Consider the following 6,233-nt stretch of genomic DNA (forward strand, 5'->3'; position numbering starts at 1 on the left):
TGTCGTCGACCTCCGACAAGTCGGCGGAGGCGTAGAGCCGCCGGCGTCGCAGGGACCGAGGTGGGCCTTGACGTTCACCGTCGTGGCATCCTTTCCCCCTCGGTTGCTCCGCCGCCGGTATCTACGCCGACGTAGACGTTCGGCTGTTCGGTCCGGCCTTAAGGACGACGGCGGCTGCGTCCTCGGCGGACTGGCGGGCCAGTTGCGGTAGGAGGCTGGTGTAGATGTCGGCGGCGATCGTGATCGAGGACAGCCGCAGCGTCTCTTGCACGACCTTCATGTCGTACCCGGCGGCCAGTAGGAACGTCGCAGCGCCGTGCCGTAGATCGTGCAGCCGTATCGGGGGCAGCCCGGCCTCCATCGACAGTTGCTCGAACTGTTCGGTGACCTGGTTGGGGGTGACCGGCTCGCCCAGCGGAGTAGTGAAGACGTATCCGGTCTCCACCCAGGCGTCCCCGGCTGCGAGACGTTCTGCGTTCTGGCGGGCCTTGTGCGCGCGCAGGACCTTGATGGTGCTGCTGTCCAGGCTGATTGTGGCTTCGCCTGCGTAGGTCTTGGGCTGGCCTTCGAAGGTGTCGGGGCCGATCTGGGTGATTTGCCAGCGGATGGTGGCGGCGCCGTTCGTCAGGTCCAGATCGGACCAGCGCAGCCCGCAGGACTCGCCGCGGCGCAGGCCGCGGAAGGCGATCAGGTGGTACTGGGCGTACAGCCGGTGGCCGCGGGCGCGGTCAAGGAATGTGCGGGTCAGGGCCGGTGTCCACACCATCACCTTGGAGGGGCGTGGAGCGCCGATGTAGGCGTCCAGCCGGTTGATCCGCTCTCCGATCCGTTTGTGCGGTTCGAGCTGGGATTGGCGTTTGCGGCGGGCGTTCATCGTCTCGATGTGGGCGGCGAAGTCGCGTTCCCAAGCGGCGATGCGCTCGTCGGTCCACACCAGCGCCTTGGGTGCCTTGCCGGACGGTAGTTCGACGAGAGCGGCGACGTTCACCTCGATCAGCCGTTCCCGGACGGCTTTGCTCAGCGCGGAGCGTAGCGTCGCCCGGATCCGCTGCTTGGTGGCCGGGCCGACCATCCGGCGGCCCTTGACTTTGGCGCGCAGTTTCAGGTCGCCGGATTCGCGGGCCCGGGTGATGGTCTCGTTAAGTTCGTCGATCGCGTCGAAGATGCGGTCCACGTCGCGGACGCGGAGCCGGTCCAGCCGGATCCGGCCCAGGTGAGGATTGAGGTAGAGGTGAATGTGGTTGGTGTAGCTGCGGCGGGTTCCCTCGCGCAGGTTCTTGCGTCCGGCCAGCCAGGATTCTAGGTACTCACCTACGGTCACCGACCGGGCCAGGTCTTGGCCGGTGCGCATCTTCCGGCGGACTTCTTCCGGTTCTGGGAGCGCCTTGGTGTCGCGGACGGTGGCAACGATCAGGTCGGCGATCTGTACCCGTGCTGTCTCATCGTCTCCAGCGATGGCCAGTAGTTCCTTGGCCTGGTTCATGTCTGTTTGAGCCACGTCCTGGGTGGCGAACCCGTATCGGCGCAGCGGCGCGCGGCGGTCGCCTGCGGCTGTGGGCGGAAGTTCGAGCTGGTAGCCCCAGGAGCCGTGGTTCTTGCTCCAACGGCCATCGGCGCGCCGCAGTTTCGGGCATTTCGTTCTCAGCAACCTCCCATCGTGGTCTCGGCACCCGCAGGTCTTGGATGTGCTCCCCTTGGCGGCCATTCAGCCTTCCTCCTGGCGTTGAGCGGGCTGCCCGTCCTGCGGCTGGCCGAGGCAGGTGTCCACGGCGAGGCCAAGGCTGGTGAGCAGGTCGGCGGCGCGCACCCGGTAGCAGCGGCCGACCCGCAGCACCCGGCACGGGAACGTTCCGGTCCTGGCGAGCTGGTAGGCCGTGGTGCGTCCGATGCCGAACGCTCGTCCTGCGGTGACCAGATCGACGGTGACGGGCAGCGAACGGATCTCCGCCGGTGTCAGCCCGCCCTTCACTCCACACCTCCGGCTCGACGCCGGCGAGCGGGACCACCGGCCCGCCGGTTTCGGCTCCGCCCCCGGTCGTGGCGCATGGGCCACGACCGGACGGAGCCAGGTGTATCGGTGTCGGGTGTAGGGGTGTCATGGGCCTTCTCCAGCGGATCAGGATCGTTCCGGCGGTCGCGGCAGCCCGCCGCATCCCGCGGGTGCGGGTGTGCGCGTGGGTGTCCGGTCGTGCCGGGGCGCCGGTATGCACGCTCGCCTCGACACCGCACGTCAAGCCCGTCGCCGGCGCGTGGGAGGGAACGGACGACGGTGACGGGCGGACGGGTGAACTGGCGCTGTCTCGGAATCGTGGTCAGGTGCCAGCTCGTCCCACAGGGGTAGGCGCGGAGCCGGATTCCGGGTGCGGCGATGCGGGCGGCGCGTCGGGCGTCGCGCCGGGTCAGGTAGCGGGCCCGGCCGCAGCGCGGGCAGGTGCCCAGCTGCAGCCGCCCCAGCACCTCCTCCATCCGCCTCCGGCTGGTCCGGCTCCCCGGACGGCTGCGGCGCGGGCTGATGGGGCGGTTCATCGTGGTCACGTCGCTGGTCATCTGTGCTTCCCTCGCGCAAGTCGTCGGCGTGCTGGAACAGAAGAAGGTCTTCGTGGGCGGTGATGCAGGCGGGAATGCCTTTGTCGCGGGCGCGGCGGGTTTCGAGCATTTGGAAGAACGAGGCCCGCGTGACCAGCCCGCCGTCTCTCAGCCCGGCGAGGAGCGCCACCAGGCGGCCGGTCAGGACCAGTCCGTACTGGTGGGCGGTGTCGATGACGTGGCCAGGCAGATCGATCAGCTCGCCGCGCACGCGGATCGGGCGGACGGTGACGGCGATGACCCCGCCCGGACGCAACAGCTGGCTGCTGGCAGCCAAGATCTGTCCGAAGCCGTCCAGGAGTTCGGGCATGCTGCGATGGGCGAGGTTGCCGCGGTCGGTGGAGTAGCGATGGTTCCACTTGGTGACCGGGCCGTCCCCTTGACGGGTCCCGGAGCGGACATGGCCGTGGGTCTGCGAGCCGTAAGGCGGTGAGGTGAGCACCAGCGCGGCCTTCCCCCGCAGACAGGCGTGAGCGGTGGCGATGGTGCGGGCGTCACCGATCGCCAGGTGGGCGGTTCCGGTGGCGCCCTGCTGCTGAGCCAGCAGGAGATTGGCGGCTGTCAGCCGCGCCCATTCGGGCTCGTACTCCATCCCCGCGGCGTTGCGGCCGAGGTGGATCGCTTCGACGAGGGTGGTGCCGATCCCGCACATCGGGTCGATCACCAGATCGCCGGGCGCGGTGAGTTCCTGGATGATCTGGGCGGCGATGGCGGGCAGCATCTTGGCCGGGTGCCGCATCGACTCAGGGGTGTAGCGGCCCTTGCGCTGCAGCCGGGACGGCTTTTGCCCGGTCGCCAGCACCGACGCCAGTCGGGTTTCCTGACATGGCGCACTCATCGGGCGCCTCCGCTCTGTGGCTTGAGCAGCAGACAGACGTCGGCATGCACCGAGACGGCAGGCGGCAGGGCGCGCGAGCCGGCGTTGCGTAGTTCGGCTAGGTCGGCGGGGCCCGCCTGGACGACTAGGGAGTCGCCCTCGATCGGGACGCGCAGCGCGATGACGTGCTGGGCGTAGCGGAAACCCAGCCCTTGTGCTAGGCGGATGAGGCGTGGTGCGGGGTCGATCAGCCGGTTGTTCTCGTGCCGGGCGGTGGTGATCAGTGCCAGCACCCCACCCGGTCTTAGCACCTTCCACGCCGCGGTCAGGAACAGCCCCAGCTGCTCGTGGCTGAGCATCCACAGATCGGCGCGACAGGCCGGGCAGGACCGCTCGACCACACGCTTAGGGATGCCCCCACCGGTTTCGTACGGGGGTGGGGCCGCGATGACCATGCCGACCTCACCGAGGTGGTCGGCCAGGCCGCGGGCCATCTGGTCGGGGCGGCACGGACGCATCGCCACCTGCCCGAGCCGGTCTTCGGGCAGCGTGGCGCGCAGGCGGGAGCCGATGTGCTGGGCGAGCGGGAAGTGCGGTACCAGCGCCAGGCCGCGCCGGTTGAGGTCGGTCGCGGCGACCAGGGTGGCTTCGCTGGTGGTGAACGCCTCGGCGACCACATCTCCTTCGCGGGTGCACAGGGAGATCAGGTGCCGGGCGAGCTGGTGTCCGACGGCCTGTCGGTGCCGCGCGCAGATCTGAGGATTGTGGGGGCTAGTGCGGTGTGGCGCCCTAGTGGTGGACGGTTTGTCGTCGTTGGCTTGGGCGGAGTGGTCCGAACACAGCCATACCGTGAGCGGCAGCATCCGCCGGGACCGGTCTGCGGTGTCGGTGCTTTTGGGGTGGCTGTCGCCGGGGTCGTTCGGGTTGGACGGTGCGTGATGCATCTGCTGGGTGACCCGAGACGATCACCCGATCCCCTTGTGCACCCATGAAGCACCGCCATCCGGCCGGGTTTTGACGCGGCGGACGGGTCATGATCCGGCAAAGAGCAAGCGCAGCACGCATTGCGTGATGGTTCGTGATCGTGCGCGGTGCCGCGGGCCGGTGATGGCGCGATCGCTGCCTTTCCGGGTCGGGCTGCGGCGGCTGCCGAGGGTCAAGGTTCGGCAATCTCTGGCAGACGGCGCGTGAATTCCGTGGTTGAGGCGGTGCTTCATGGGCGCCAGTTGAGATCACGGGCCGGTGCGGCTCGGGTGGACGGTTTCATCCGGTCCCCGCCGTGCGCATCCCGTCTTCACAGTCGCCCTCGCAGAGGAGGACGCCCATCACCTGGGCCGTACCGGCCACGTGATCCCCCTGGCAGTGGTTCTTCCCGACGTCAGATTTCGGAGATGCTGCCATGCGCACCACCCGCCGCCTTCGCCACACCAAGCCGATGTCCTCCGACGGGCGTCCTCATGCACTGCATGCACCACGCCGAAGCGCGAGCCAGGGCCGACGAATGGCCGCCTCGTTGTTGTGGACGGCCGGGTGCCTGGCCACCGGTCTGGTGGTCCCGGGCGTGGCCGAGGCCAGCACACTGCTGGCCGAGGCGCAGTCGCTGAACCAGGTCATCGACAACCTGCGCAACGTGCTGGTCGGGCTCCTCGTGGGATTGGCGACCTTGTTCGCCACGATCGGGGGTGTCCGCTACATCCTGGCAGGCGGCGATCCCGGCGAGGTCGAGGCCGCCAAGAAGACCCTGCGGTACGCCGCCATCGGGTACAGCATCGCGGTCCTGGCGCCGATGCTGGTCAAGCTGCTGCAGAGCATCGTCGGCCAAGCATGAACCCGCACCCGCCCGCTCGCCTGATCGGGCGCTTGACGCCTCGGGCTCGGCGGCTGGTGGTGCTGATCCTGTTTCCGGCCGCCGTCCTGGGATGTGTCGTGGGCGCCAGCGCAGCCAGCACTCCATCCCCATCCCCGTCGCCGAGCCCAGCTCCAGCAGCCCCCGGCCCGGCAGTTCCGGCTCCGCCGCCATCGGCATCGCCTTCTGCGGTGCCCTCGGCACCGGCGTCGAGTCCGCGGCCGAGTCCATCGGTGCCGTCCTCAACGGCTCCAGCGCCTGCTCCTTCACCTGGCGTATCTCCGGCTCCTCAGCAGCCGGGGACCGAAGGGGAGGACTGCGGGTTGGTGGATGTCGGTTGCATGGCCAAGCGAGCAGTGAGCGGCTGGTTTCAGGAGCTGGTGACGTCGGCGGCCAAACCGATCTTCGGGTTGTTGCGGTCCACGGTGATGGGCACTCCGGAGATCGACTCGCCGGACATGGTGCGGGCCCGGCAGCTGTGGGCGACCTCGCAGACGATCGCCAACACCTGCTACGTGCTGCTCATCACCCTGGGCGGTGTGCTGTTGATGGCCGGCCAGGCACTGCCCGGGGGCGAGCTGACACCCGGACAGCTGGTGGCCCGGCTGACCGTGGCGTTTCTGGCCTCCAACCTGAGCCTGGTCTTCATCGGCTACGGGATCACCTTCGCCAACGGCATGGCCGGAGCGTTTCTGGGCGGTGCTGAGAAGCGCATCGACCCGGGCGTGGTCGCCGACCTGATCGCGGGCTATGTGACCGCGAGTCTGCTGCCGACGCAGCCGTTCACCGTCTTCATCGCGCTGGCCGTGGTGGCGCTGGCCTTGTGCGTGGCGTTCATCTACATCATCCGGGTCGCGATCACGATGGTGCTGATCGCGGCGGCGCCACTGGCGTTGATGTTCCACGCGCTGCCGATGACCGACGGCCTTGCCCGCCTCTGGTGGCGCGGCCTGACTGGGATCCTGGCGATCCAGGTCGTGCAGT

Annotated in this window: 6 protein-coding genes; 2 read left to right on the forward strand and 4 right to left on the reverse strand. The window is 68.9% G+C overall.

Annotated features, from left to right (window positions below; genetic code table 11):
* Window positions 1-121 precede the first annotated feature (121 nt).
* The 4 genes from ACGWYJ_RS38400 to ACGWYJ_RS38415 form a co-directional block, all read right to left on the reverse strand.
* Window positions 122-1,648, reverse strand: coding sequence for a tyrosine-type recombinase/integrase (locus ACGWYJ_RS38400; protein WP_395111581.1), 1,527 nt, complete (start codon window positions 1,646-1,648; stop codon window positions 122-124).
* Window positions 1,649-1,705: 57 nt separating this feature from the next.
* Window positions 1,706-1,969 carry a helix-turn-helix transcriptional regulator gene (locus tag ACGWYJ_RS38405; RefSeq protein ID WP_395111582.1) on the reverse strand — a complete coding sequence of 88 codons (264 nt, stop codon included), beginning with the start codon at window positions 1,967-1,969 and terminating at the stop codon, window positions 1,706-1,708.
* A gap of 261 nt (window positions 1,970-2,230) precedes the next feature.
* Entirely contained in the window at window positions 2,231-3,388 is a 1,158-nt protein-coding gene (locus ACGWYJ_RS38410; RefSeq protein ID WP_395111583.1) for a TRM11 family SAM-dependent methyltransferase, read from the reverse strand.
* Between the two features lie 32 nt (window positions 3,389-3,420).
* Entirely contained in the window at window positions 3,421-4,347 is a 927-nt protein-coding gene (locus tag ACGWYJ_RS38415) for a DNA methyltransferase (RefSeq protein WP_395111584.1), read from the reverse strand.
* Between the two features lie 557 nt (window positions 4,348-4,904).
* Between ACGWYJ_RS38415 and ACGWYJ_RS38420 the strand changes: the two genes are divergently transcribed.
* Both ACGWYJ_RS38420 and ACGWYJ_RS38425 read left to right on the forward strand, forming a co-directional pair.
* A complete protein-coding gene (locus ACGWYJ_RS38420; RefSeq protein WP_395111586.1) occupies window positions 4,905-5,231 on the forward strand; it encodes a pilin in 327 nt (108 codons plus the stop codon).
* Between the two features lie 359 nt (window positions 5,232-5,590).
* Window positions 5,591-6,233 (forward strand): hypothetical protein (locus tag ACGWYJ_RS38425; RefSeq protein WP_395111587.1); only part of this gene is annotated, 643 nt, incomplete at its 3' end.

Source organism: Actinomadura sp. SCN-SB, assembly GCF_043906805.1.
Classification (GTDB): domain Bacteria; phylum Actinomycetota; class Actinomycetes; order Streptosporangiales; family Streptosporangiaceae; genus Spirillospora.

What these genes read in the sequence shown, in the direction of transcription:
- ACGWYJ_RS38420 (WP_395111586.1), top strand. Translation starts at nt 4,905, where the DNA reads ATGGCCGCCTCGTTGTTGTGGACGGCCGGGTGCCTGGCCACCGGTCTG.
- ACGWYJ_RS38415 (WP_395111584.1), bottom strand. Translation starts at nt 4,347, where the DNA reads ATGCATCACGCACCGTCCAACCCGAACGACCCCGGCGACAGCCACCCC.